Source organism: Streptomyces lunalinharesii, assembly GCF_039532155.1.
Lineage (GTDB): Bacteria > Actinomycetota > Actinomycetes > Streptomycetales > Streptomycetaceae > Streptomyces > Streptomyces lunalinharesii.
Map to the genome: position 1 here is coordinate 588612 of NZ_BAAARK010000001.1, position 22053 is coordinate 610664.

The window sequence follows — 22053 nt, forward strand, 5'->3', positions numbered from 1 at the left end:
AAGTCTGTGGGCGACCGGGGTGCCGGCCGGACGGACGGGGCGGAGAGGAGCGTGCGGGTGACCGAGGACATCGTCGCGGGGGTGTTGCGCCAGTGGCAACAGGTGCACCCCGGGCTGGACACCGGCCCGATGGCGGTGATCGGACGGCTCAACCGCTGTTCCGCGCTGCTCCAGCAGGCCGCCGATGCACCGCTGCGGCGGGCCGGGCTGACCCGACCCGAGTTCGACGTCCTCGGCACGCTGCGCCGGATGGACCGCGAGTTGACGCCGGGCCGGGTGGCGCGGGAGACCTTCGCCTCCGGGGCGGCAGTCACCAAACGCCTGCGGCAGTTGGAGGAGCGCGGGCTGATCAGTCGCCGGCCGGACGACCGGGACCGCAGGGTCACCCACCTCTCGCTCACCCAGGAGGGGCGGGACACCATCGACCGGCTGTTGCCGGAGCAGTTGCGCTACGAGGCCGCGCTGCTGGAGGGGATCGGCGCACAGCGGCAGGAGGAACTCTCCACGGCGCTGGGTGAGTTGCTGGTGGTGCTGGAGGGACGGCTGGGGAGCCTGATGGACTGACGGGTGGCCGGGCGCGCCGACGCCCGCCCGGCGACGCTCTCGTCGCACCGTCACGACCGCTAGCTCGACGCACCGCAAACGCACGCCAGCCGAACCACCACGGACACCGGCCGCATCGCCACGAACTCAGGCCGCGCCACCACACACACTCGCCGCACCATCACGCACACCCGCCGCCCCCAGGACCTGTCAGCTCACCCCAGGACCTGTCAGCACACCGCGGGACCGGCCGGCACACGCAGGGCCGTTCGTCACACCGCCGGGCCGTTCGTCACACCGCCGGGAACGGCTCGTCGCTCCAGCGGAACCACGCCGCGTCGTCCTCGATGTGCAGCAGGAACTCCGCCACCGGACCGCCCGGGGCGATCAGCCGCACGCCGTCGCTGGCGCGCGCGTAGGCGTCCTCCCAGGCGGTGAGGTCGTCGTCGATGGTGTCGACGAGCGCCAACTCGCGGGCGAAGTGCGGCCGCAGTTCGGCGAAGGCCGGACCGGGGGTGAAGCGTCCGTTCAGCCAGGGGAAGTCCGCTTGCGTGACGGTGATCTCGCCGACCACGTCGGCGCCCCGTTCCACCCGCCAGGTCTCCCCGATGTACGGCATGGCCGCCTCCCCTTGGTCGTGCTGGTGCCGCGCGAAAGCGCCCCACCGGAGTGCGGCGGGGGCGGGTCCAGCGCGACGGTCGGACAGCAGAATGGCAGACCGTGCGAACGGGCCGGCTGGCGGTGGCGGGAAAGCGCGGAAAGCCGGCCGAGGTGCCTCCCACCATCGACTGACCGACCGTCAGGTCAGCCCGGGCCGGGCCGGGCCGGGCCGGGCCGGTCCAGTCCGGGACCACCCTGCTCCCGCATCGACCTCGCCGCTCCCCCACCCCGTCCATCCCATCCGCCCTGTCCGCCCCATCTACCTCATCCACCCCATCCGCCCTAGGCGCCCGCCGTCCCGAAGAGGTCGTCGAGTTGTCGGTCCAGTAGGGCGAGCGCCTGCTCGGGGCCGTGGATGCCCAGCAGGACGTAGGAGGCCAGGCCGTCGGCGAGAGCGATCAGGATCATGGCCTCGTCCGCGGTGGCGCGCTCCGGCGGCACCTCACCGCGCTCGGCGGCCGACCGCAGCTGGTCGACGAAGAGGTCACGGAGCTTGGGGATGCCGTCGCGGGCCTCCGCCCCCAGGGCGGGATCGTGGACCGCACGGGAGTAGTAGGCGGCGGCGACCAGGAGACCGGCGCGGCTCTCGGCGTCCAACGGGAGCATCCCGGCGCAGCAGGCGCGGATCACCGTGCGCGGTGTCGGGTCCCGTTCCAGGGCCAGGATGCGTTGCCGGATCCGTTCGGCGGCCTGGTGGTTGATGTGCCGGAGGGCGAACAGCAGCAGCTCGTCGCGGTTGCGGAAGTAGTGCTGGATCCGGCCGAGCGAGATGCCGGCCTCGGCGGCGACGTCGCGCAGGCTGACCCCGTCCACGCCCCGGGTGTTCGCGAGCCGCCAGAGCGCCGCCGAGATCTCCCGGCGCCTGGCTTCGTGATCCACCTTCTTCGGCACGGGTGGCTTCCCTTCTTCCGTACGTCACTGCTCTTCGTCGCGACACCGCGCCGCGAAGCGCCCCTTCGCCCCCGCCGACCGGCGCACTTTTACAAGTCGCTCGTACCGTTATAACGTACCGCCACACAATACGTTTGACTTGGAAAACGGTGACCCCCATGTCCGAGCACGCCGCACCGCTCCTGCGCCCGCCCCGGCACCGCGTCGATCCCCGCGCCCGCGCCTGGTGGCGGGTGCAGGCACTGCTCACGCTCAGCGGGCCGATGCTGTTGACGGCGCTGGTCATGGCCGTGCTGTCGGTCCTCTTCTTCCCCGGTGCGCTGCCGTGGCTGGGTCCGCTGCTGCTGGTCGTCCTGGTCCTGCCGGCGGTGGCCTACCTCCTGGTGATGCCGCGGATGCGGTACGCGGTGCACGCCTGGGAGCTGGGTGAGCGCGCGGTCTACGCGGCCGGCGGCTGGTTCTGGCAGAAGCGGCGGATCGCGCCGCTGTCCCGGGTGCAGACGGTGGACACCGTGCGCGGGCCGATACAGCGGCGCTACGGGCTGGCGACGGTCACCGTCACCACCGCCTCGACCGCCGGCGACATCAAGATCGCCGGCCTGTCGGACGCGGACGCCGAGGCGCTCTCCCGGCGGATCGGCGAGGTCGCCCAGGACGTGCCGGGGGACGCCGCATGAGCGCCGCACGGCACGACGGGCCCGACACCGGCGACGGCGCGCCGGCTCCCGCGCCGCACGACGACGGGCCGGCGGTGCCCGGTGCGGCCGGGTGGCGGCGACTGAGCCCGCGCACCCTGTTGGTGCACTGCGGTTGGCTCGGCGCGCCGCTCGGCTCGCTGGCGCTGACCGCGCTGGCCACCGGCGGCCGGATCACCGGCGGCGCGTGGGTCACCCTCGCCGCGATCGCCGCCACCTTCACCGTGCTCACCGCGGTCGGACTGGTCCGCTGGGCGCGCACGGACTTCCGGGTCACCGGCGAGAGCCTGGACGTGCGCAGCGGCCTGCTCACCCGGCGGCTGCGGAGCGTGCCGCTGCACCGGATCCGCACGGTCGACCTGACCGCGTCGCCGCTGCACCGACTGTTGGGCGTCACGGTGCTGCGCGCCGGCACGGCGGGTTCAGGGGAGGGCGGCGGCGAGCTGGCCCTGGAGGCCCTGCCGGTGGCCGAGGCCGAGCGGCTGCGCGCGGAGTTGCTGGCCCGGGCGGCCACCGGTGCCGTTGCCGAGGACCCGGTGCTGGCGCGGATCAACTGGCGCTGGCTGCGGTACGCGCCGCTCACCTTCTGGGTGGTCGGCGGCGTGTTCGTCGCCGGCGGCTCGGCGTACCGGGCGCTGCACGAGATGGGGATCGAGCCCTGGAAGCTCGGCTTCGTCCGGCGGGCGTTCGAGGAGTTCGGCAACGGGATGCTGTGGCTGACCCTCCCGGCGGCACTGCTGGCGGTGATCGCGCTGGGCTCGGTGGGCGCGCTGGTCCTCTACGTCGAGAACTGGTGGAACTACCGCCTGGAGTGGGCCGACGCCGGCACCTTGCGGGTGCACCGGGGGCTGCTGACCACCCGCTCGGTGACCGTCGAGCGGGCCCGGCTGCGCGGCGTGGTGGTGCGCGAACCGCTGCTGCTGCGGGCCGGCGGCGGGGCGACGGTGCGGGCGGTGGCGGGCGGCCTGGGCAACAAGGAGGAGAACCGCAAGCGCAGCGGACTGCTCCCGCCGGCACCCCGGCGGGAGGCGGTCCGGGTGGCCGGCGGGACGCTGCGCACCCCCTTCCCGGACCCAGAAGTGACGGGCCATCAGATCGATGGTGGTCACCACCTGGCACCCCACCCCCGGGCCGCGTTGCGCCGGCGACGGATGCGCGGGCTGCTGTTCGCCGTGCTGCCGGGGGTTGCGCTGCTGGCCGGCCTCGGGGCGGTCTTCGGCCCCGTGCTGCTGCACGCCGCGTGGATCTACGCGGTGCTCACCACGCCGGCGGTGCTGTGGCTGGCCCGGGACGCGTACCGGAACCTGGGGCACGGGATCGTCGGGGAGCACCTCGTCGTCCGCTCGGGCACCTTCAGCCGGGACACCCTGGCGCTGCGCCGCGAGGCCGTCGCCGCCTGGACGTTCACCACCTCGCCGTTCACCCGGCGGGCCGGGCTGGTGACGCTCACCGCGGCGGTGGCGGCGGGCGAGGAGGGCTACCGCGTACCGGATCTCGCGGCGGGCGCGGCGCCCGGCTTCGCGGCGACGGCGACACCGGGCATCCTGGACGAATTCCTCACCCACCCGGCACGCAACGGCGGCCGGACCCCGTCGACATGACGCAGATCACACCCCCGCCGCATGCACGGCCGGGCCGGGCAGACCGTCCTACAGGATGACCACGCCCGCGCCCGCGCGGGTCGCCCAGCCGTGAGGGAGTCGCCGCGATGCACACCGCCATCGACCAAGCCGTCCAGGTCCGCCTCCTCGCGACGTCGGTCGGCCACTCGGTGCCGGCGGTGCTCCGCTACCAGCGGACCGACCCGCTGGCGGTGCGGATGACCTTCCCGCCGGAGATCTCGCTCGACGGCGCGGCGGTGGACTGGGCGTTCGCCCGGGACCTGCTCGCCGACGGACTGCGCGGCGCGGTCGGCCGGGGTGACGTGCGGGTGCGGCCGTCGGGCCCGGACCGCACGGTGATGGAGTTCCACGCCGACGAGGGCATCGCCATGGTGCAGTTGCGGACCGCGGACGTCCGGCTCTTCCTGGCCCGCTCCTACGAGGCGGTGCCGGCCGGTCGGGAGCACGAGCACCTGGGCGTGGAGCAGGGGCTGGCGGAACTGTTCGGCGCCGCGTGAGGCGGCGGCGTGCGGGACGCCGCCGCGGGCGGGCGACGGGCAGGACACGACGAACGGGCCGGTGGTGACCGGCCCGTTCGACTGCGTCCGGGGGCGTTACCGCTGCGGGAACCCGAAGCCGTAGCCCTGCTGCTTCATCCACGGCAGCAGCCGCTCCAACGCCTCCACCGTGCGCGCCCGGTTGCCGCCGCCGTCGTGGAAGAGGACGGTGGGGCCGTTCTTGAGTTCGCCGCGCACCGTCGACTCGATCGTCGCGACCGAGCCGCCCTCGAAGTCCTTGCTGTCGACGTTCCACCCCAGCGGGCGCATGCCGTTGTCGGCGGCGAGCTTGCGGCTGTAGGGGGTGAAGGCGCCGCCGGGGGCGCGGTAGTACTCGACCTTGGCGCCGCCGGCCGCGTCCTCGATCATCTTCTTGGCTTCGAGGATCTGCCGGGACTGGTAGTCGTCGGGCCGGTGGTCCATGGCGGTGTTGTGGCTGACGGTGTGGTCGCAGAGCCGGTGCCCGTCGGCCACCACCTTCTTGACGAGGGCGGGGTGCGCCGCGGCCTGCGGGCCGATCATGCAGAAGGTGGCCTTGACCCCGTTGTCCTTGAGGACCTGGAGGACCTTCGGCGTCCAGACGGGGTCCGGGCCGTCGTCGATGGTGATGTTCAGGCTGCGGCCGGGGCGGTCCGAGGCGTGCACGATGGTCGGATCGACCGGGGCGGTGCGCGGCGGTTGGGCCGGCTTCCGTGCCTGGTTGACCGTGTCCGCCTCGGCGCTGGGCTGGAGGAGCACGAACGCTCCGACCGCCGCCAGCGACGCCACCGCCGCCGTGGCCACGCCGATGATCCCGCCCTCGATCCCGAAGCGCCGTCCCGTGCCGAAGCGCCTTGCCATGTCGATCCCGCCCCTCGTGTGCTGTGCTGTCTACCTGCCGGCGGCGTGGTGTGCCCCTTTGCACGGACGCCGCCCGCACCTCCACAGATGCACAGGACTCGGGTCGGGCTGCTCCTGTTACGGATCCATCATGAAAATTATTGATACTGGTCCCATGCCACGAGTACTTCTGATCGAGGACGACGCCGCTGTCCGGGACGGGGTGTCCCTCGCGCTGCGCCGGCGCGGCCACGAGGTCGCCGCCGCGGCCAGCGGTGAGGAAGGGCTGGCGACGCTGCCGGGCTTCCGCCCCGACATCGTCCTGTTGGACCTCATGCTGCCGGGCAAGGACGGCTTCGAGATCTGCCGGCTGATCCGCGCCGAGCGCCAGCTGCCGATCATCATGCTCACCGCCCGCGGCGACGACCTCGACGTGGTCCTCGGGTTGGAGGCCGGGGCCGACGACTACATCGTCAAGCCGGCCCGCGGCGAGGTCCTGGAGGCGCGGATCCGGGCGGTGCTGCGGCGCACCGCGCTGCCCGCCGAGGGCGCCCCGGCCGTCGAGCCGGGGCCCGCGCCGGTGGAGACGTACGGCGAACTCACCGTCGACCGGGCCGGACTGGTCGTCAGCAAGGGCGGCCAGGACCTGGCGCTGGCGCCGTCCGAGATGAAGCTGCTGCTCTTCCTGTCCGCCACCCCGGGCCAGGTCTTCAGCCGGCAGCAGCTGCTGGAACACGTCTGGGAGCACAGCTACCACGGCGACGCGCGGCTGGTCGACGCCTGCGTGATGCGGCTGCGGACGAAGATAGAGGACACCCCACGCAGCCCCCGGTACGTGCAGACCGTGCGCGGCTTCGGTTACCGCTTCGGACCCCTGTGAGCCGCCTCCGCCGCCTGGTGCCCGGCGTCTCGGCGGTGCGCGGACTGCGCGCCCGGCTCGTGGTGGCGTTCCTGCTGGTGGCGGCGGTCAGCGCGTTGACCACCGCGGGACTGACCTACCGGGAGGCCCGCAACGCCATCCTCCAGCGGTCCCAGGACGGCGCCGTCAACGACCTGCGGGCCCAGGTCAATTCGCTGGCGCCGGAGCTGGCGGTGCCGCCGTCCCGGTCGGACCTGGACTTCTTCCGGGTGAAGCTGGAGCGCTCCGGCAAGTCCCGCGACTGGGACGTCTCGGTGCACTACAACGGCGTGCCGGACGACGACGAGGGCGGCCTGCGACGCGACATGGTGGTGCCGGCCGCCTTCAAGGCGTCGGTGGAGAAGCGCCGGGTGCCGGCGTTCCAGCGCATCGACCGGGACGGCTCGCCGTGGCTGCTGATCGGGATGCCGGTGCGGCAGACCGACAACCAGCCGTCCCCGCTGACGGTCTACGCCCAGCTGCCGCTGCGCGCCGAGGAGGCCAACGTCGAGGCGCTGGTGACCGCCGCGCGGGGCGGGGCGCTGCCGGCGTTCGCGCTGGCGGTGATCCTGCCGCTGTTCGCGGCGCGCGGGGTGCTGCGGCCGGTGCGGGGGCTGCGGCAGGCCGCCGGTCGGATCGCCGAGGGCAAGTTGGACACCCGGCTGGAGGTCAAGGGCGCCGACGAACTCGCTGACCTGTCACGGTCGTTCAACGAGATGACGGCGAAGCTGGAGGAGAGCATGGCCGAGCTGCGCCGGATGGAGGCCAATGCCCGGCGGTTCGCGGCCGACGTCTCGCACGAGCTGCGGACGCCGCTGGCGGCGATGTCCGCGGTCACCGACGTCCTGGACGAGGACGCCGACTCGCTCGACCCGGACACCGCCTCCGCGGTCCGGCTGATCAGCCAGGAGACCGGGAAGCTGGCGCGGATGGTGGAGGACCTGATGGAGGTCTCCCGGTTCGACGCCGGCGCCGCCGCCCTCCACCTGGACGAGGTGGACGTCGGCGAGACGATCCGCAAGACCCTCCAGGCCCGGGCCTGGCAGAGCCGGGTGACGGCGGACCTGCCGGCAGACGTCCGCGCCCGGCTCGACCCGCGCCGGTTGGACGTGGTCGTCGCCAATCTGGTGGGCAACGCCCTGCACCACGGCGGCGAACCGGTCCGGGTGGAGCTGCACGCGCCGGAGCCCGCCGACGCCGTGCTGCTCATCGAGATCCGCGACAGCGGCCCGGGCATAGACCCCGAGGTGCTGCCGCACGTCTTCGACCGGTTCTACAAGGCGGACTCGGCCCGCGCCCGGTCCGAGGGCAGCGGCCTGGGCCTGGCCATCGCGCAGGAGAACGTCCGGCTGCACGGCGGTGTGCTGCGTGCCGCCAACGCGTCCGAGGGCGGTGCGGTGTTCACCGTGGAACTGCCGCTGCACCAGGAGGAAGCACCGGCCGACGGGTCCGCCGACGAGCCCGGCGAGAAGCCCGGCGCCGCCGGGAAGGGGAACGACACCGCATGACCGACCGACGCCTGACCGCACGCCGCACCGCCGCGGGCCGCCCCGCCGCGGGCCGGACGCCCGCCCGACGGGTCGTCCTGGGCACCCTGGCCGGCGTGCTCACCGCGACGCTGGCCGGCTGCGGGATCGAACCCACCGACGTGATCGACGCCGGTGAGCCGGCGACCGGGGTGCGGGCCCCGGGCAAGCCCACCGCCAACGTGCAGTTGTTCTTCTACGGTCCGGACGGGCTGCACCCGGCGATCCGCCCGGCACGCGAGCCGCTGGACCCGCAGGCCGCGATGGACCTGCTGGTGCAGGGGCCGAACCACGCCGAGCGGATGCGCGGACTGTCCAGCGTGGTGCCGAAGTTCCCGGCCCCGCTCACCGCCACGTCCGGTACCGGGCAGGTCACCATCACCCTGCCGGTCAACGCCAAACTGCTGGACCCGGCCTCGCTCAACCAACTGGTGTGCACCGCGGCCAACGCCCGGGTGCCCGGCAACAAGCCGCCCGGCCAGGTCACCGTGACGCTGGTCGGCGAGGGCGTCCGGGTCGGCCCGATGGTGTGCGGTGGCAGCAACGCCTTCCCCCTGGTGCAGCCGAGCCCGACCGGCCCGGTCGAGGGCGGCGGCGGCTGACCGGGAGCCTTGTCCCCAGGCCCGGGACGGCCGGGCTCGGCTGGACTACCGTGGAGGCACGAGGACCGTCCGGCCACACCTTGGGAGACCCCCACGATGACCGAGCGCAAACCCCCCGGCGTCAGCTACGAGAGCTGGGTCGAGAAGCAGATCCGCGAATCGACCGAGCGCGGCGGGTTCGAGGACCTGCCGGGCTTCGGCAAGCCGCTGCGCCATCTCGACCGGCCCTACGACGAGATGTGGTGGATCAAGGAGAAGATGGACCGGGAACAGGTGTCCTTCCTCCCGCCCAGCCTCGTCCTGCGCAAGGAGATCGAGGACGCGCAGGCCGCCGCCGCCGACGCGCCGAGCGAGGCCGCGCTGCGCCGCCTCCTGACCGAGATCAACGTCCGGATCCGGGCGGCGCTGGCCAGCCCGCCCGAGGGCCCGCCGCTGAACCGCGTCCCGTTCGACGTCGAGGAGCAGGCCCGCGCCTGGCGGGTCGCGCACGGGAGGTGAGCGTCGGCGGGGCCGCCCGTCACGGCCCCGCCGGTGCCAGTCGGACCCGCAGGAACCGCGGGCGGTACAGCTCCACGTCGCCGTTGACCACCGGATCGGCGGCGGCGCCGGGCGGCCCCAGCCAGTTGACGTCGTAGCTCAGCAACAGGCCGGCGCCGTCGGTGAATTCCGGGTGCGCCTGCGGGTTGTAGACCACCACGTGGTCGGGATCGGGGCCGGTCGGGCGCGGTGGGGTGATCCGGCCGACCGGACCGTGCCAGGGGCCCCGGGGCGAACAGGCCCAGTAGCCGGTGATGGTCCGCAGCCCGGCGGTGCCGCCGCCCGCGGTGTCCATGGTGAGCAGCACCCACGTCCGGCCGTCGCGGACGACGGTGAAGGCACTGCCGACGCCGCGCCGACCGCCGCCGCGCAGCACCGGCACCGCGCCCGCGGCGTCCGGCCGCCAGCGGGCGCCGTCCCAGAACCGCCAGGCCGCCCGGTCGGCGAGCCGGCCGACCGGGACCCTGGCCAGGTAGGCGCTGTCCGCCGGGGACCCGGGCGGGTCGTCGCCGCCGAAGACGTAGTCGACGTCGCCGGCGCGGACCAGTGCGGTGCCGTAGAGGACGCGGCGGCCCGGGTCGGCGACGGCGCCCTGGTCGGCGACCGGGGTGAGGGACCGGAGCCGGAGGTCGGGCAGCGAGAGGGTGGCGACCTCCGTGCCGTGCGGCACGCCGAAGACCCACGGGCCGGTGCCGGGGACGCGGTTCCACAGCAGCACCCGGACGACCTGCTCGGCGGCACCGGGTGCGCGGGGCTCCACGGTCGCGTGGACCGGCCAGCGCCAGCCGCCGCCGGGCGGGTCGGGGAAGAAGGGCCCGGGCGCGGCGGGCGTCCGGCCGGTCAGTGTGCGCTCCGGTCGGCCCTCCGGCGTCATCACAACGAGCGAATTGTGGCGCAGGAACGGGGTGCCACCGGTGCCGGTGGTGCGCCAACGGGTGGGCGCGCCCTGCGGGTTGGGGGGCGGGTGGACCACGTCGAGGAAGGTGTCGGAGAACAGCCAGAGCGTCCGGCCGTCCGGGAGGCGCACGGAGTGGGTGCCGTCGCCGCCGGTCCAGTCGTCGGTGCGGGAGTCGTCGTCGCCGTAGTGGGCGAACGCCTTGGTGGTGGCCGGGTCGGTGGACCAGTGGGCGGGGGCGCGCCCCTGGCAGGCGGCGGGTTCTTCGGGGGCGCGCGCCGGCGCCGGTACGAGCAGGGCCGCGGTGACGGTCAGGACCAGGAGGGCGAGCAGGGCGACGGCGAGGGTGGTGCGGGGGATCGGCGGTGTGCGCATTCCGCTCCTCGGTGGGGTGCCGGGGCCACCGTAGCGCGCCGGAAGATCGGGTTCCGGGAGCCGTCGGCGGGGCCGGCCGCCGCCCCTCCTCGGTGGATTCGCCCTGTACACGGCGATCGGCGCCGCCCTCAACGAGTGCAAGGTCACAGCTCGGGCCCCTGCTCCGGCTAACGGTCGTTCGCCTAGCCTGCTGCCATGACCGCCGAGTCCCCCGAACTCCCCCTGGCCGCAGCCTTCCCGGCTGCCGAACGCGAGCAGTGGCAGCGTCTCGTCGAAGGCGTGCTCCGCAAATCGGGCGCGTCCGAGGCCACCGGCGCCGCCGCCGAGGACGCGCTCGCCACCGATCTCCAGGACGGGATCCGCGTCCCTCCCCTGTACACCGCCGAGGACGCGCCGCCCGCCGCGGGGCTGCCCGGCTTCGCCCCGTTCGTCCGGGCGGCCCGGCCCGAGGGCACCATCTCCGGATGGGACGTCCGCCAGCGCCAGGTCGGTACCGATCCGCAGCGGGTCAACGAGGCGCTCCTCGCCGACCTGGAGAACGGCGTCACCTCCGTGTGGCTGACCGTGGGCGACGGCGGGGTACCGGTGTCCGGCCTGGCACAGGCGCTGCGGGGCGTCTATCTGGACCTGGCTCCGGTGGTGCTGGACGCGGGCGCACAATTCCCGGCGGCGGCCGAGGAGTTGCTGCGGCTGTACCGGGAGGCCGGGGTGGCGCCGTCCGAGACGGCGGGCGTCCTGGGCGCCGATCCGCTGGGGCTGCTGGCCCGCACCGGCGACGACCGCGCGCTGGCCGACGGGCTGGCGGCCACCGCCCGGCTGGCCGGTCAGGTCGCCCGGAGCGCCCCGGGCCTGCGCACGGTGAGCGTCGACGCGCTGCCCTACCACGAGGCGGGCGGCTCGGCGGCCGAGGAGTTGGGCGCCTCGCTGGCCACCGGCGTGGCCTACCTGCGGGAACTGGCCGCGGACGGGCGGGGGCTGAGCCTCGACGACGCCTGCCGGCAGCTGGAGTTCCGCTACGCCGCCAGTGCCGACCAGTTCCTGACCATCGCCAAGCTGCGCGCCGCCCGGCTGCTGTGGTCCCGGGTCACCGAGGTCTGCGGGGTGTCGCCGGCCGCGGCCGGGCAGCGCCAGCACGCGGTCACCTCGGCGGTCATGATGTCCCGTCGGGACCCGTGGGTGAACATGCTGCGGACCACGGTGGCCGGGCTGTCCGCGGGCCTGGGCGGCGCGGACGCGGTGACCGTGCTGCCGTTCGACGCGGCGCTGGGCCTGCCGGACGCGTTCGCCCGGCGGATCGCCCGGAACACCCAGTCGGTGCTGCTGGAGGAGTCGCACCTGGCGAAGGTGATCGACCCGGCCGGCGGCTCCTGGTACGTCGAACGGCTCACCGCCGAACTCGCCCGCGCCGGCTGGGCGTTCTTCCAGGAGATCGAGGCGGTCGGCGGTCAGGCCGCCGCGCTGCGGTCCCAGATGATCGGCGAGCGGCTGGCGGCGACCTGGCGGCGACGCAGTGCGGACCTGGCGCACCGACGGGAGCCGATCACCGGGGTCAGCGAGTTCCCGCACCTGGCCGAGGCGCCGTTGGAGCGGGAGCCGGCGCCGGCTCCCGCGGGTGGAGGGCTGCCGCGGGTGCGTCGGGACGACGCGTTCGAGGCGCTGCGGGCCCGGTCCGACGAGCACCTGGCGGCGACCGGGGCGCGACCGAAGGCGTTCCTGGCCGCGTTGGGTCCGGTCGCGGCGCACACCGCGCGGGTGGCGTTCGCCGCCAACCTCTTCCAGGCGGGCGGGATCGAGACCGTGCCGGAGCGGGTGACGGCTCAGTCGGTGGCCGCGGCCTTCGCGGCGAGCGGCGCGCGGATCGCGTGCGTGTGCTCCAGTGACGCGGTCTACGCCGAGCAGGCGGCGGAGGTGACCGCGGCGCTGAAGGCGGCGGGCGCGGTGCGGGTGTACCTGGCGGGCAAGCCCGGTGGGCAGCGCGAGGAGTTCGTGGCGGCCGGAGTGGACACGTTCGTGTTCGTGGGCTGCGACGTGGCCGGGGCGCTGTCCTCGGCCCTGGATGTCACGGAGGTGGCGGGATGACGGAGACGGCACGGCAGGAGGGCGCCATGGACGCTGCGTCACGCCACGCCCCGGGACGCGCGGGAGCCGTCCCCGACTTCAGCACGGTGGAGCTGGGCGACCTGTCCGGGACGGCCGCGGCCGGCGATCGGGACCGGTGGACGGACGCGGTCCAGCAGGCCACCGGCAAGAGCGTCGCGGACCTGACCTGGGAGACGCCGGAAGGCATCGACGTCAAGCCGCTCTACACCGCGGCCGACCTCGACGATCTGGACTTCCTGGGCACGTACCCGGGCATCGCGCCGTACCTGCGTGGCCCGTACCCGACGATGTACGTCAACCAGCCCTGGACGATCCGGCAGTACGCGGGCTTCTCCACCGCCGAGGAGTCCAACGCCTTCTACCGGCGCAACCTCGCCGCCGGGCAGAAGGGCCTGTCGGTCGCCTTCGACCTGCCCACCCACCGCGGCTACGACAGCGACCACCCGCGGGTGACCGGTGACGTCGGCATGGCGGGCGTGGCGATCGACTCGATCTACGACATGCGCCAGCTCTTCGAGGGCATCCCGCTGGACCGGATGACGGTGTCGATGACGATGAACGGCGCGGTGCTGCCCGTTCTCGCCCTCTACATCGTGGCCGCCGAGGAGCAGGGCGTCGCGCCCGAGAAGCTGGCCGGGACCATCCAGAACGACATCCTCAAGGAGTTCATGGTCCGCAACACCTACATCTATCCGCCGCAGCCCTCGATGCGGATCATCTCCGACATCTTCGCGTACACCTCGCAGAAGATGCCGCGGTACAACTCCATCTCGATCTCCGGGTACCACATCCAGGAGGCGGGCGCGACGGCCGACCTGGAGCTGGCGTACACGCTCGCCGACGGGGTGGAGTACCTGCGCGCCGGGCTGGCGGCGGGGATGGACGTGGACGCGTTCGCGCCGCGGCTGTCGTTCTTCTGGGCGATCGGCATGAACTTCTTCATGGAGGTCGCCAAGCTGCGCGCGGCCCGGCTGCTGTGGGCGCGACTGGTCCAGAAGTTCGACCCGAAGAACCCCAAGTCCCTTTCGCTGCGCACCCATTCGCAGACGTCGGGCTGGTCGCTGACCGCGCAGGACGTGTTCAACAACGTCACCCGCACCTGTGTGGAGGCGATGGCCGCGACCCAGGGCCACACCCAGTCGCTGCACACCAACGCCCTCGACGAGGCGCTGGCCCTGCCCACCGACTTCTCCGCGCGGATCGCCCGCAACACGCAGCTCTTCCTCCAGCAGGAGTCGGGCACCTGCCGGGTGATCGACCCGTGGGGCGGCAGCGCGTACGTCGAGCGGCTCACCCACGATCTGGCGCGCCGCGCCTGGGCGCACATCGAGGAGGTCGAGGCGGCCGGCGGCATGGCCAAGGCGATCGACGCGGGCATCCCGAAGATGCGGGTCGAGGAGGCGGCGGCACGCACCCAGGCACGGATCGACTCGGGGCGGCAGGCGCTGATCGGCGTCAACAAGTACCGGGTGGAGACCGACGAGGAGATCGAGGTCCTCAAGGTCGACAACTCCGCGGTGCGGGCGCAGCAGATCGAGAAGCTCGCACGGCTGCGCGCGGAGCGCGACGAGGACGCCTGCCGGCGGGCGCTGCGGGCGCTGACCGAGGCGGCGAAGGCCGCGCCCGGCCCGGGGTTGGAGGGCAACCTGCTGGCGCTGGCGGTGGACGCGGCCCGTGCGATGGCGACCGTCGGGGAGATCTCGGACGCCCTGGAGGAGGTCTACGGCCGCCACTCGGGCCAGATCCGTACCATCTCGGGTGTGTACCGAGACGAAGCGGGCCCCTCGTCGGGGGTCGAGCGCACCCGGGAGTTGGTGGCCGCGTTCGAGCGCGCCGAGGGCCGCCGGCCGCGCATCCTGGTGGCCAAGATGGGCCAGGACGGCCACGATCGCGGACAGAAGGTGATCGCCACGGCCTTCGCCGACCTGGGCTTCGACGTGGACGTCGGCCCGCTGTTCCAGACCCCGGCCGAGGTGGCCCGGCAGGCGGTGGAGGCCGACGTGCACATCGTCGGGGTGTCCTCGTTGGCGGCCGGTCACCTGACGCTGGTGCCGGCGCTGCGGGAGGCGTTGGCGGCGGAGGACCGGGAGGACATCACCGTCGTGGTGGGCGGGGTGATCCCGCCCCAGGACGTCCAGCCGCTGCGGGACATGGGCGCCGCCGCGGTCTTCCTGCCCGGCACGGTCATTCCGGACGCGGCCCACGACCTGGTGCGGGACCTGGCGTCGGTCCTGGGCCACGAGCTGTAGGGCGGAGGGCCATGCCTGCGAGGATCGATGTCGACCGGTACGCCGAGGGGGTGCGGGCGGGCTCCCGGGCCTGGATCGCCCGTGCGGTCACCCTGGTCGAGTCCACCCGCGCCGATCACCGGGCGGCGGCCCAGCAGTTGCTGGTGCGGTTGCTGCCGTACTCCGGGGCGGCCCGGCGGGTGGGCATCAGCGGGGTTCCGGGCGTCGGCAAGTCGACCTTCATCGACGCCCTGGGCTCGCTGCTGACCGGGCTGGGCCACCGGGTGGCGGTGCTGGCCGTCGACCCGTCCTCCAGTCGGACCGGCGGCTCCATCCTCGGCGACAAGACCCGGATGGAGCGGCTGGCCACCGATCCGGCGGCGTTCGTCCGCCCCTCCCCCACGTCCGGCACGCTGGGCGGGGTGGCGCGGGCGACCCGCGAGTCGATCGTGGTGATGGAGGCCGCGGGGTACGACGTGGTGCTGGTGGAGACGGTCGGCGTCGGCCAGTCGGAGACCGCCGTCGCCAACATGGTCGACACGTTCCTGCTGCTGACGCTGGCCCGCACCGGCGACCAGTTGCAGGGCATCAAGAAGGGCGTACTGGAGCTGGCGGACCTGGTGTCGGTCAACAAGGCGGACGGGCCGCACGAACGGGACGCCCGCGCGGCGGCGCGCGAACTCGCCGGCGCCCTGCGGCTGTTGCAGCCGGCCGACGCGGCGTGGACGCCGCCGGTGCTGACCTGTAGCGCCCGCGAGGGCACCGGGCTGAAGACGGTGTGGGAGCGGATCGAGCAGCACCGCGCCCTGTTGGACTCCAGCGGCGCGCTCGCCGAGCGCCGCCGCACCCAACAGGTCGACTGGACGTGGTCGATGGTCCGCGAGCGCCTGATCGACCGGCTCCAGGAGCATCCGGACGTCCGTCGGTTGGGTCCGGAGGTCGAGGGGGCGGTCCGCGCGGGCGAACTCACCGCGACCCTGGCGGCGGAGCGCCTGCTCGCCGCCTTCGGCCTGGGCGACGCGCCGGTGGACCCGCCGGCCGGCGACACCGGGCACTGACTACCCCGGACCGACGCCAGACGACTCGTCAGAACAGGCCATGGACAACACACTTGACTGTCCGTCAGGCGTTGAAAACCAGATGAGCGTACTCACCCGCGCACCTGAGTAGCCCGACTCATGACGCCCGGTTGCCGGGCCCCGAAAATGGCGGAGCAACCCACCGTCCGGGGCCTGGGAGTCGACCATGGGGGCCAACAGCTATCCGCGGGACGTCGAGCGCGGACTCTTCGACGGCAATCCGCTGGCCGCGTTGATCGCCGGGTTCTGCCTCACCCTCGACGCGTCCGGCGAGCTGGAGGCCGGGCCCGTCGTCCACGTGCAGCTGCGTCCCGGTCTGACGCTGTCCCCGGTCGCGGCGGACCAGTTGGCCAAGAGCTGCCAGCGGGGTGTGCAGCGTCAACTGGACGCGAGGGACGGGGACTTCGCACCCCATCCGGAGGCCGGCCCGGCCGCCAACGAACTCGCCATCGCCCTGCACCCGTACGGCAGCGGACCGTTCGCCGCCCCCTCCTCGATCCGCAACGGCTACCTCCTGCGCGGCGGCGGCTGAACCGTCAGCCGGCCGCCGTGACCACCGAGGCCCACACCGTCTTCCCCGACCGGTCGGGCGGCGTCCAGCCCCAGGAGTCGCTGAGCCGGTCGACGAGGTGGAGCCCGCGCCCGGACTCGGCCAGTGCGTGCTGCGGCCGCAGCACCGGTGACTGGACTCCGCCGTCCGAGACCGCGCACAACACCCCGTTCTCCTGCCGGGTCAGCGCCAACCAGGCGTGGCAGAAGCGGTTCTCGAAGAGGGAGTCGAAGACGGTTTCGACGGATGCGGTGGCGCCGTGCCGCAGCGCGTTGCTGACCAGCTCCGAAACGATCAGGACCGCGCTCTCGGCGAGTCCCGGACACATCCGCCAGGCGTCGAGGGTGTTCCGGGTGAAGCGGCGGGCCTCGGCCACGGTGCACGCCCCGCCGCCGAGGGCGCAGGCCGCGAACCCGTCGGGTGCCGGCAGCGACCACGCCTCGCGGCCGGTGTCGCCGGTCACTGGCTCCCCTCCTTCCCGGAGGACGTCGCGCTCGGACTGTGCCGGGTGTGTGGTCATCACGATCTCCGCGGAGGGGCATACGAGTTGGGCGCGTCGGGGACGGTCTGGGCGGGGCCGCCCCGGAGGGCTAATATCCTCGTCGGCCGCCCATCGCTGCAAGTGCATCTGCAATTACATCGGTACGGACGGCCAGCCAGGGGCAGGATCACGCCAACCGTGATCACCGCCCCGGATCGGTCCCGAGCACACCCCCCACCAAGGGAGCAGCCGTGATGGAATCGATGACCAACGGAATGCCGGCGAGCGACATCGAGGGCGCGCTCTGGCGCAAGAGCCGCCGCAGCAACCCCAGTGGCAACTGCGTTGAACTGGCGCTTCTTCCGGACGGCGGGGTCGCGGTACGCAACTCGCGACACGCCTCCGGCCCGGCGTTGATCTACACCCGCGCCGAACTGGCCGCCTTCGTCCAGGGGGCCAAGGACGGTGAATTCGACGATCTGTTCCCCCACGACTGAGCAGTCGACCGCCTTCGGGGGCAACGACTGAGGCATATGTCGGCCGGATAGTCGGCGTAGGTGTACGCCTCCTCGGGGCAATGGGACACTGGGCCTCGGCCCGACCACTCAGGGGAGTCAGTTATGAGCGCCGCGCAGCCGCACAGCGACCTGTCCCTGCGCCGCTATCTGGAACATCCACGCGGCGGCCCCACCGTCCTGCGCATCGTGCTGGGCACCCAGCTGCGCCGGCTCCGGGAGGCCGCCGGCATCACCCGCGAGGCGGCCGGCGACGCCATCCGCGCGTCCCACGCCAAGATCAGCCGCCTCGAACTGGGCCGGGTGAGCTGCAAGGAGCGGGACGTCGCGGACCTGTTGACGCTGTACGGCGTCCTCGACAGCGCCGCCCGCGCCACCTTCCTCACCCTCGCCCGCCGGACCAGCACGCCCGGTTGGTGGCACCAGTACAGCGACGTGCTGCCCAGCTGGTTCGAGACCCACCTGGGGTTGGAGTCTGCCGCTTCGGTGATCCGCACCTACGAAGTCCAGTTCGTACCGGGCCTGTTGCAGACCCCCGAGTACGCCCGCGCGGTGGCGCTGCTGGGACACCCGGGCTCCGCGCCGGAGGAGACCGCACAGCGGGTGGCGCTGCGGATGCAGCGACAGCAGCTGCTCGCGCTCGCCGACGCGCCGCGACTGTGGGCCATCCTCGACGAGGCGTGCCTGCGCCGGCCGTTGGGCGGGCCGGAGGTGATGGCCGATCAGCTCCGGCACCTGCTGGAGATGGCGCGGCGCCCCAACGTCACCCTCCAGATAGCGCCGTTCGCCCTCGGCGGCCTGGCCGCGGCGGGTGGACCGATCACCATCCTGCGGTTCCTGGAACCCGACCTCCCGGACATCGTCTACCTGGAACAGCTGACCAGCGCGCTCTACCTGGACAAGCGGGACGACGTCGACCACTACCTGGCGGTGATGGACCGGCTCAGCGCCCAGGCCGAGTCCCCGCGGCAGTCGCTGGCGATGCTGGAACAGCTGCTGGAGCAGCTGGGGTGACGGCTGCGGGGCCGGACCGCCGCCCCGGCCCGCCCCGCCCGCTGCCGCCCCACCCCGTCGCTTCGCTACGGGGTGCGCGCCACGCCGCCGTACTCGATCCACTCCTGGGTCAGCTGCCTGGGTCCGGCGTCCGACGGGTCCGGCCGCCAGGTCGAGACCTCCACCAACCCCGGCTCCTGGATCTCCAACCCGTCCAGGAAGGACCGCAGTTCGCCCTGCTGACGGACCCGGCCCCAGTTCCCCTGGGTGCTGACCCGCATGAACTCGGTGACGAAGTCCCGCGTCGCGGCGTCCTCGCTGACCAGCTGACAGACCACCAGGAAGCTTCCCGAGGCGAGGCGTTGGGCGACCCGGCGGACCAGCGCGGCGGGGTCGTCGGCGTCCGGGATGCAGTGCAGCACGGAGACGAAGAGCGCGGCGACCGGCTCGTCGAGGTCTATCAGCCGGCGGACCTCCGGGCTGTCGAAGATGCCGTCGGTGTCCCGCATGTCGGCCTGGATGACGGCGGTGTTGTCGTTCTCCTCCAGCAGCGCGCGGCCGTGCGCCAGCACGATCGGGTCGTTGTCGACGTACACCACCCGGGACTGCGGATCGACCTGTTGGGCGACCTGGTGGACGTTGTCCTGCGTGGGCAGGCCGGAGCCGTGGTCGACGAACTGCCGGATGCCGTGCTCCTGGGCCAGCCAGCGGACCACCCGGCGCAGGAAGCGCCGGTTGTTGATCGCCAGCACCTGGGTGCTCGGGACGACCTTGCTCAGCTCCTCGCACGCCTCGCGGTCCACCGCGTAGTTGTCCTTGCCGCCGAGGTAGTAGTCGTACATCCGCGCGACGCTCGGGATGCTCACGTCGACAGCGCTGGACAGCGGCCGGGTTTCTTGGCTCATTCCCCACTCTTCCCGTCGGATTGCGGTGACGGCCACCGTACGGCTGCCGCGCCCCTTCTCCAACTGCCGTGTCACGGCGGGCAGTCGGCCGGGTGCACCGACCGGCGCGGGCCGCGCGCCCGCGCCGGTCGGGGGAACGTCGCCGGGGCGGCGTCGGCGGGCGATCCGCGCGGGCGTTCTCATCCGGCTCTCACGTTCCGCTCATGGGTCGGTCACACGGGGTGGCTACGGTCGACCCCGGAGCCGCGGCCCGGCGGCCCGTGAGGAGACGGCACCGTGTACCACCTGAGCGGCGTGACCAAGCACTACCGACGCGGCGGTGACGTGGTGCGGGCCCTGGACGACGTCGGGTTCTCCCTGGCGGCCGGCGGCGCGCTCGCCGTGCAGGGGCCGCCCGGTGCGGGCTCCTCGACGCTGTTGCGGATCCTGGGCGGGTTGGAGCGCCCGACCCAGGGCAGCGTGCTGCTCGACGGTACGGATCTGGCCACCGTCACCGCGTCCCGGCTCGGTCGGATCCGCGCCGAATCGGTCGGGCTGCTCGGCACCGGCGACGACGAGGCCCTGGGGTCGCTCGCCGGATCGACCGTGCGGCAGGGCGTGGCCGCCGCGCTGGCCCCGCTGGGGCTGCGGCCGGTGGACCGCTGGGAGTTGGCCGGGGAGGCGCTGGCGGAGGTCGGTCTGGCCGACCACGGCGACCTGTTGCCGGGGCAGTTGGACCGGTACGCGCGGCGGCGGGCGGCGCTCGCCCGGGCGTTGGTCAAACGGCCCGCGGTGCTGCTCGCGGACCGGCCGACCGAGGGCCTGCCGCCGGCCGCCCGGGCGGACTTCGCCGCGCTGCTGGTGCGGGTGTGGGGCGCGTACCGGCTCACGTGCGTGATCGCCACCGACGACGAGGCGCTCGCCGGGCGGGCGACCCGGCGGATGGCGCTCGCCGGCGGCCGGGTGACGGCGGTCGGCCGGGTGGCCGGTACCGGTCGGGGCGGGGCGACGGCCTGGTGTGCGGGCGGCGTCGACAGGTAGAAGAGGGGGCATGACCACAGAACAGAGCCAGTCCCCCGACCGGGCGGTGCCCGCCGGCCCCGTCGGCGAACGTGCGGGACCACCCCCCGGCACCGCGGAGATGGTGCGCGCCAACGAAGCCAACTGGGACGCGCGTACCCCGGTCCACGTCGCCAGTGCCTTCTACGGGCTGGACGGATCGCGGAGCGCCGAGGACTGGTTCGCACCGTTCGAGTGGGCCGACCTCGGGGACGTGGCCGGACGCGACGTGCTGCACCTCCAGTGCCACCTGGGCACCGAGACGGCGGCGTTCGCCGACCGGGGCGCGCGGGCGGTGGGGCTGGACTTCTCCGCCGAGGCGGTGGCGCAGGCGCGGCAGCTGGCCGCGGCGACCGGGCGGGAGATGGAGTTCGTCCGGTCGGACGTGTACCGCGCGGTGGAGGCGCTCGGCGACCGTCGGTTCGACGTGGTCTACACCGGCAAGGGCGCGGTGTGCTACCTGCCGGACCTCGCCGCCTGGGCCCGGACCGTCGCCGAACTGCTGCGGCCGGGCGGGACCTTCTACCTCGTGGAGTTCCACCCGCTGCTGAACGCCCTCGGTGCGACGCCGCCCGCGGACCCGACCGCCCCACCGCTGTTGCTCCGCAACGACTACCTGGCCGGTCGGGGCGCACTGCGCAGCGACACCCCCACCACCTACACCGACGGCCCGCCCCTCCAGGGCGCGACGACGAGCTACGAGTGGCGGCACGGCGTCGGCGAGGTCGTCACCGCGGTGGTCGGGGCCGGGCTGAGCGTGCAGGGCGTGCGGGAGACCGAGGTGCTGCCGTGGCCGCGCTTCTCGTCGATGGTGCCGGACGCCAACGGCTGGTGGCGGCTGCCCGACTCGGAACCCATCATTCCGATGCTGTACGCGCTGAAGGCGGTCAAGCCGTAGCGGGCCGCGGCTCCGGCCGCCGGGGTGCGGGCGTCAGTCGGCCCGGCGGTGGACCGAGCGCAGCAGTTGGTCCTTGTGCGGGCCGGTGACCCGCCACGTCAGGTCCCAACGGTCCGCGGCGGTGACGGCGAAGGTGCCCTCGTAACGGTCCGCGGCGCAGGGGTGGACGGCGGTCCACCGGCCGCTGCGCAGGTCCAGGTCGTGGAAGGGCCGGCCGTCGGCGAAGGTGACGGCGGCGGTGCCGTCGGGCCGGGGCCGCAGCCACAGGGTGCGGGTCGCCGGGTGCTCGACGCCCTGCCAGGTCAGCACCCCCTCCTCGGCGTGGCGCAGCGCGCCGTCCGAGCCGTCCGAGCCGTCCGGGGTGAAGTCCGCGGTGCCCCGGAAGGTGCCCGTGGTGCCGGCCCGCAGGTCGTGCACGGTGCGCTCGATGTGCCAGCGGCCGGCGAGGTACGCGGCGGCGTCGGGGACCAGGTGCATGCCCCCATTGTCGGACAGCGCCGATCGGTCACCCCATCGGCCCCTCCCCGCGCCCCGCCCGCGCGCGCCGCCGTCGCGCACCGTGCGGTCCCCCGACGGCCGCCTTACGCTCGGTACCGAGATCACCGACGTCACAGATCACCGCGGCAGGGCGCCCGTCCCGTGCGTGCCCCCGCCGGCACCCGCCCGG

23 protein-coding genes are annotated in these 22053 nt (G+C 73.7%); 16 read left to right on the forward strand and 7 right to left on the reverse strand.

What is annotated here, in order from left to right; all coding sequences use genetic code 11:
- The first annotated feature begins 57 nt into the window (after positions 1 to 57).
- Entirely contained in the window at positions 58 to 564 is a 507-nt protein-coding gene (locus ABD385_RS02675) for a MarR family winged helix-turn-helix transcriptional regulator (RefSeq protein ID WP_344573202.1), read from the forward strand.
- A 271-nt stretch (positions 565 to 835) separates the two neighbouring features.
- On the opposite strand, the gene ABD385_RS02680 is transcribed toward ABD385_RS02675, so the two are convergent.
- A complete protein-coding gene (locus tag ABD385_RS02680) occupies positions 836 to 1162 on the reverse strand; it encodes a hypothetical protein (RefSeq protein ID WP_344573203.1) in 327 nt (108 codons plus the stop codon).
- A gap of 323 nt (positions 1163 to 1485) precedes the next feature.
- Positions 1486 to 2094: a TetR/AcrR family transcriptional regulator gene (locus ABD385_RS02685; RefSeq protein ID WP_344573205.1), complete on the reverse strand. Its 609-nt coding sequence runs from the start codon at positions 2092 to 2094 to the stop codon at positions 1486 to 1488.
- Between the two features lie 158 nt (positions 2095 to 2252).
- Here ABD385_RS02685 and ABD385_RS02690 point away from each other — a divergent pair, with 158 nt between their 5' ends.
- The 3 genes from ABD385_RS02690 (at position 2253) to ssgD (ending at position 4908) form a co-directional block, all read left to right on the forward strand.
- Complete coding sequence (locus ABD385_RS02690; RefSeq protein WP_344573206.1) at positions 2253 to 2771, forward strand: PH domain-containing protein; 519 nt, start codon at positions 2253 to 2255, stop codon at positions 2769 to 2771.
- Positions 2768 to 4390 (forward strand): PH domain-containing protein, encoded by a 1623-nt coding sequence (locus ABD385_RS02695; protein WP_344573207.1) that lies wholly within the window; start codon positions 2768 to 2770, stop codon positions 4388 to 4390. Before ABD385_RS02690 ends, ABD385_RS02695 begins: the two co-directional genes overlap by 4 nt.
- 107 nt (positions 4391 to 4497) lie before the next feature.
- Positions 4498 to 4908: a spore wall synthesis regulator SsgD gene (gene ssgD, locus ABD385_RS02700; RefSeq protein WP_344573209.1), complete on the forward strand. Its 411-nt coding sequence runs from the start codon at positions 4498 to 4500 to the stop codon at positions 4906 to 4908.
- 96 nt (positions 4909 to 5004) lie between these two features.
- On the opposite strand, the gene ABD385_RS02705 is transcribed toward ssgD, so the two are convergent.
- Positions 5005 to 5787, reverse strand: coding sequence for a polysaccharide deacetylase family protein (locus ABD385_RS02705; protein ID WP_344573210.1), 783 nt, complete (start codon positions 5785 to 5787; stop codon positions 5005 to 5007).
- 154 nt (positions 5788 to 5941) lie between these two features.
- On the opposite strand from ABD385_RS02705, the gene ABD385_RS02710 reads away from it, so the two are divergent.
- The 4 genes from ABD385_RS02710 to ABD385_RS02725 all read left to right on the forward strand — a co-directional run bounded on the left by ABD385_RS02710 (position 5942) and on the right by ABD385_RS02725 (position 9290).
- Positions 5942 to 6646: a response regulator gene (locus tag ABD385_RS02710; protein ID WP_344573211.1), complete on the forward strand. Its 705-nt coding sequence runs from the start codon at positions 5942 to 5944 to the stop codon at positions 6644 to 6646.
- Positions 6643 to 8172, forward strand: a complete 1530-nt coding sequence (locus tag ABD385_RS02715) for an ATP-binding protein (RefSeq protein WP_344573212.1) — start codon at positions 6643 to 6645, stop codon at positions 8170 to 8172. Before ABD385_RS02710 ends, ABD385_RS02715 begins: the two co-directional genes overlap by 4 nt.
- Complete coding sequence (locus ABD385_RS02720; protein WP_344573213.1) at positions 8169 to 8792, forward strand: hypothetical protein; 624 nt, start codon at positions 8169 to 8171, stop codon at positions 8790 to 8792. Before ABD385_RS02715 ends, ABD385_RS02720 begins: the two co-directional genes overlap by 4 nt.
- A gap of 96 nt (positions 8793 to 8888) precedes the next feature.
- Positions 8889 to 9290 (forward strand): DnaJ family domain-containing protein, encoded by a 402-nt coding sequence (locus ABD385_RS02725; RefSeq protein WP_344573214.1) that lies wholly within the window; start codon positions 8889 to 8891, stop codon positions 9288 to 9290.
- Between the two features lie 19 nt (positions 9291 to 9309).
- On the opposite strand, the gene ABD385_RS02730 is transcribed toward ABD385_RS02725, so the two are convergent.
- A complete protein-coding gene (locus ABD385_RS02730) occupies positions 9310 to 10599 on the reverse strand; it encodes a glycoside hydrolase family 183 protein (protein ID WP_344573215.1) in 1290 nt (429 codons plus the stop codon).
- 195 nt (positions 10600 to 10794) lie between these two features.
- On the opposite strand from ABD385_RS02730, the gene ABD385_RS02735 reads away from it, so the two are divergent.
- The 4 genes from ABD385_RS02735 to ABD385_RS02750 all read left to right on the forward strand — a co-directional run bounded on the left by ABD385_RS02735 (position 10795) and on the right by ABD385_RS02750 (position 16538).
- Complete coding sequence (locus ABD385_RS02735) at positions 10795 to 12678, forward strand: methylmalonyl-CoA mutase family protein (protein ID WP_344573217.1); 1884 nt, start codon at positions 10795 to 10797, stop codon at positions 12676 to 12678.
- Positions 12679 to 12704: 26 nt separating this feature from the next.
- Positions 12705 to 14948: a methylmalonyl-CoA mutase gene (gene scpA, locus ABD385_RS02740; protein WP_344573218.1), complete on the forward strand. Its 2244-nt coding sequence runs from the start codon at positions 12705 to 12707 to the stop codon at positions 14946 to 14948.
- Between the two features lie 11 nt (positions 14949 to 14959).
- Positions 14960 to 15985, forward strand: a complete 1026-nt coding sequence (gene meaB, locus ABD385_RS02745) for a methylmalonyl Co-A mutase-associated GTPase MeaB (protein WP_344573220.1) — start codon at positions 14960 to 14962, stop codon at positions 15983 to 15985.
- A 187-nt stretch (positions 15986 to 16172) separates the two neighbouring features.
- Complete coding sequence (locus ABD385_RS02750) at positions 16173 to 16538, forward strand: coenzyme f390 synthetase (protein ID WP_344573221.1); 366 nt, start codon at positions 16173 to 16175, stop codon at positions 16536 to 16538.
- A gap of 4 nt (positions 16539 to 16542) precedes the next feature.
- Here ABD385_RS02750 and ABD385_RS02755 read toward each other — a convergent pair whose 3' ends face one another.
- Entirely contained in the window at positions 16543 to 17019 is a 477-nt protein-coding gene (locus ABD385_RS02755; protein WP_344573222.1) for an ATP-binding protein, read from the reverse strand.
- Between the two features lie 272 nt (positions 17020 to 17291).
- Between ABD385_RS02755 and ABD385_RS02760 the strand changes: the two genes are divergently transcribed.
- Both ABD385_RS02760 and ABD385_RS02765 read left to right on the forward strand, forming a co-directional pair.
- The gene (locus tag ABD385_RS02760) at positions 17292 to 17534 is read left to right on the forward strand and encodes a DUF397 domain-containing protein (protein WP_344573223.1); all 243 of its coding nucleotides are present in this window, start codon (positions 17292 to 17294) and stop codon (positions 17532 to 17534) included.
- 123 nt (positions 17535 to 17657) lie between these two features.
- Positions 17658 to 18566: a helix-turn-helix domain-containing protein gene (locus ABD385_RS02765; protein WP_344573224.1), complete on the forward strand. Its 909-nt coding sequence runs from the start codon at positions 17658 to 17660 to the stop codon at positions 18564 to 18566.
- 65 nt (positions 18567 to 18631) lie between these two features.
- Here ABD385_RS02765 and ABD385_RS02770 read toward each other — a convergent pair whose 3' ends face one another.
- Positions 18632 to 19450 (reverse strand): SAM-dependent methyltransferase, encoded by an 819-nt coding sequence (locus tag ABD385_RS02770; RefSeq protein WP_344573225.1) that lies wholly within the window; start codon positions 19448 to 19450, stop codon positions 18632 to 18634.
- 276 nt (positions 19451 to 19726) lie between these two features.
- Between ABD385_RS02770 and ABD385_RS02775 the strand changes: the two genes are divergently transcribed.
- On the forward strand, positions 19727 to 20470 hold the full coding sequence (locus ABD385_RS02775; RefSeq protein WP_344573226.1) for an ATP-binding cassette domain-containing protein: 744 nt from the start codon (positions 19727 to 19729) through the stop codon (positions 20468 to 20470).
- Between the two features lie 10 nt (positions 20471 to 20480).
- Positions 20481 to 21386, forward strand: coding sequence for a class I SAM-dependent methyltransferase (locus ABD385_RS02780; RefSeq protein ID WP_344573227.1), 906 nt, complete (start codon positions 20481 to 20483; stop codon positions 21384 to 21386).
- 33 nt (positions 21387 to 21419) lie between these two features.
- On the opposite strand, the gene ABD385_RS02785 is transcribed toward ABD385_RS02780, so the two are convergent.
- Positions 21420 to 21863: a DUF6314 family protein gene (locus ABD385_RS02785; protein WP_344573228.1), complete on the reverse strand. Its 444-nt coding sequence runs from the start codon at positions 21861 to 21863 to the stop codon at positions 21420 to 21422.
- Positions 21864 to 22053 lie beyond the last annotated feature (190 nt).

What these genes read in the sequence shown, in the direction of transcription:
- ABD385_RS02735 (WP_344573217.1), top strand. Translation starts at nt 10,795, where the DNA reads ATGACCGCCGAGTCCCCCGAACTCCCCCTGGCCGCAGCCTTCCCGGCT.
- ssgD (WP_344573209.1), top strand. Translation starts at nt 4,498, where the DNA reads ATGCACACCGCCATCGACCAAGCCGTCCAGGTCCGCCTCCTCGCGACG.
- scpA (WP_344573218.1), top strand. Translation starts at nt 12,705, where the DNA reads ATGGACGCTGCGTCACGCCACGCCCCGGGACGCGCGGGAGCCGTCCCC.
- ABD385_RS02780 (WP_344573227.1), top strand. Translation starts at nt 20,481, where the DNA reads ATGACCACAGAACAGAGCCAGTCCCCCGACCGGGCGGTGCCCGCCGGC.
- ABD385_RS02680 (WP_344573203.1), bottom strand. Translation starts at nt 1,162, where the DNA reads ATGCCGTACATCGGGGAGACCTGGCGGGTGGAACGGGGCGCCGACGTG.
- ABD385_RS02705 (WP_344573210.1), bottom strand. Translation starts at nt 5,787, where the DNA reads ATGGCAAGGCGCTTCGGCACGGGACGGCGCTTCGGGATCGAGGGCGGG.
- ABD385_RS02725 (WP_344573214.1), top strand. Translation starts at nt 8,889, where the DNA reads ATGACCGAGCGCAAACCCCCCGGCGTCAGCTACGAGAGCTGGGTCGAG.
- meaB (WP_344573220.1), top strand. Translation starts at nt 14,960, where the DNA reads ATGCCTGCGAGGATCGATGTCGACCGGTACGCCGAGGGGGTGCGGGCG.
- ABD385_RS02760 (WP_344573223.1), top strand. Translation starts at nt 17,292, where the DNA reads ATGGAATCGATGACCAACGGAATGCCGGCGAGCGACATCGAGGGCGCG.
- ABD385_RS02765 (WP_344573224.1), top strand. Translation starts at nt 17,658, where the DNA reads ATGAGCGCCGCGCAGCCGCACAGCGACCTGTCCCTGCGCCGCTATCTG.
- ABD385_RS02690 (WP_344573206.1), top strand. Translation starts at nt 2,253, where the DNA reads ATGTCCGAGCACGCCGCACCGCTCCTGCGCCCGCCCCGGCACCGCGTC.
- ABD385_RS02770 (WP_344573225.1), bottom strand. Translation starts at nt 19,450, where the DNA reads ATGAGCCAAGAAACCCGGCCGCTGTCCAGCGCTGTCGACGTGAGCATC.
- ABD385_RS02750 (WP_344573221.1), top strand. Translation starts at nt 16,173, where the DNA reads ATGGGGGCCAACAGCTATCCGCGGGACGTCGAGCGCGGACTCTTCGAC.
- ABD385_RS02785 (WP_344573228.1), bottom strand. Translation starts at nt 21,863, where the DNA reads ATGCACCTGGTCCCCGACGCCGCCGCGTACCTCGCCGGCCGCTGGCAC.
- ABD385_RS02720 (WP_344573213.1), top strand. Translation starts at nt 8,169, where the DNA reads ATGACCGACCGACGCCTGACCGCACGCCGCACCGCCGCGGGCCGCCCC.
- ABD385_RS02730 (WP_344573215.1), bottom strand. Translation starts at nt 10,599, where the DNA reads ATGCGCACACCGCCGATCCCCCGCACCACCCTCGCCGTCGCCCTGCTC.
- ABD385_RS02710 (WP_344573211.1), top strand. Translation starts at nt 5,942, where the DNA reads ATGCCACGAGTACTTCTGATCGAGGACGACGCCGCTGTCCGGGACGGG.
- ABD385_RS02695 (WP_344573207.1), top strand. Translation starts at nt 2,768, where the DNA reads ATGAGCGCCGCACGGCACGACGGGCCCGACACCGGCGACGGCGCGCCG.